At 53.5% G+C, this 1659-nt stretch carries 2 protein-coding genes; both read left to right on the plus strand.

The genetic code is table 11. The features are described 5' to 3' along the window. The first annotated feature begins 480 nt into the window (after positions 1 to 480). Positions 481 to 867 carry a hypothetical protein gene (locus tag QZ269_RS13010; protein ID WP_291427123.1) on the plus strand — a complete coding sequence of 129 codons (387 nt, stop codon included), beginning with the start codon at positions 481 to 483 and terminating at the stop codon, positions 865 to 867. Continuing rightward, a complete protein-coding gene (locus QZ269_RS13015; protein ID WP_291427124.1) occupies positions 864 to 1265 on the plus strand; it encodes a helix-turn-helix transcriptional regulator in 402 nt (133 codons plus the stop codon). Before QZ269_RS13010 ends, QZ269_RS13015 begins: the two co-directional genes overlap by 4 nt. Positions 1266 to 1659: the final 394 nt, after the last annotated feature.

The raw sequence follows: 1659 nt of genomic DNA on the forward strand, positions 1-1659 counted from the left end.
TTCAGCGAGGGAACCTCGCTGGAGTCTGACGAGGAGCGCCGTACTGTTGACGCTCATAAAGAGCGCCGCTTGAGCTATTTCCAGTTGGGGAGACGAGCTATCTTATCGCGTCTGTCACGTAGATTTCCTATCTTAAAAACCCTCGCTGTCCCAAGTGGGTCTGACCCTCACCCGGTCAGATCGACCCGTGATCCACCAGGTCTGACTCCTGTGACAGCGTCTCTCATGACTTTTATCAGGCCATAAGCCCCAGTGCCTGTAATATTACAACTTTGCATATCCAGATACAACACAGCCAGCCTTAGAGATTGCCTATTTGGGGTATACCCTTTCCCGACAATTTGGGGCTGTGATGAAATGGACATTCGTGTGTCGGTTTAGGGTCGGTTTCGCTCTATTCCGACAGTTGTCGGGGGAAGCTTAGAGCCTAAATCGACATTCTTACTTGCTCATACCTTAAGTTTCCTTTAAAGTAAACGTATGCCACCACTGGTCTATGCCCGTTTACCCAGCAGACCAAAGGCACGGCATGTTCGCCTTATCGAGTGCCTGCTCGATATGAACCGAGCGGGTTACCGGAATACCGTTTGGCAGTGCATCAAGCTCTGCCAGGATGTTCGCCAGCATGGGTACCAGAGCCGCTATGTCGTTTCCCTCAAAGGTTTTCCAGGGCTATGCGAACTCAAGCCCACCACCAGAACAGGTGAACGGGGTGGAGCACGGGTGTACTTGTTCTGGCTCTCCGATGGTCGTCCTGTTCTGGTCAACGCTGAAGTGAAGGCCAATGGTGCTGATCCAGATGAAGCCCTTCTCGAAGAAGCCTATGACGTACTGATTGCCGTCAAAACCGGGAGGCTCAAGCTATGAATGAACGTCTGAAAGAGAAAATGGAACTGGCCGCCAGCCTGCTGAACGAGAATGGTTCGGTCACTCCTGCCGATCAGCTTCCCGGTGGACTGCTGGTGCAGGAAGGGAAAGGAGGTCTGGAAACAGACCTCCAGGAAGCCCTGATTGCCGATTCGGTGGCACATGCACTCAAGCTGGCCAGAGAGCAGACTCATTTAACGGCCAAGGAGCTTGCTGAACGCCGGGGACTCTCCAAGGGCCGCCTTTCCAAAATTGAAAACGGGGCGCTGAATCCAACCGTGGGGACGTTAGCAGAACATGCCGATGCGCTGGGGTATGACGTGACGGTGGTGCTGACGCCTCGTCATGAGGGTCAATCTATTGAAGTTGAGCTGCCACTGGCAGCTCACGGGCAGTAACCGTGAGTAGAGGGCAACGCGTCGGTTACATCCGCGTCAGCAGCACTGACCAGAACACCGCCCGGCAACAACCAACTGAAGATGATCAAACGCCAGATGTTTGGGAAGCCCAAATTCGATTTCCTCAGGCGACGTGGGCTGCTCGCTTGACCTGGTTGCACGGAAGTTGCGGGAGACCCGGTGGGTGTCGGATTGACCAGCATATGCAACCTCCCCTTGTTGCGTGTTCCTATTACCAATGCTGAACATTGTGCAATACAGATTGCAACGCGAGGAGGCTCAACTCATCGGGGCGGGGAAACTATTGCGGAAACGACCGTTTTCGCAATGATTTAGCGAAGAAGTGTGCCTAGACGAATAAAACACCCTAGTAGGCCCGCCAGAGAAAATGTGT

Source organism: Deinococcus sp., from assembly GCF_018260405.1.
Taxonomy (GTDB): Bacteria; Deinococcota; Deinococci; order Deinococcales; family Deinococcaceae; genus Deinococcus.

Bases quoted from the DNA above. Each gene is read 5' to 3' on its own strand.
- QZ269_RS13010 (WP_291427123.1), top strand. From the start codon at position 481: ATGCCACCACTGGTCTATGCCCGTTTACCCAGCAGACCAAAGGCACGG.
- QZ269_RS13015 (WP_291427124.1), top strand. From the start codon at position 864: ATGAATGAACGTCTGAAAGAGAAAATGGAACTGGCCGCCAGCCTGCTG.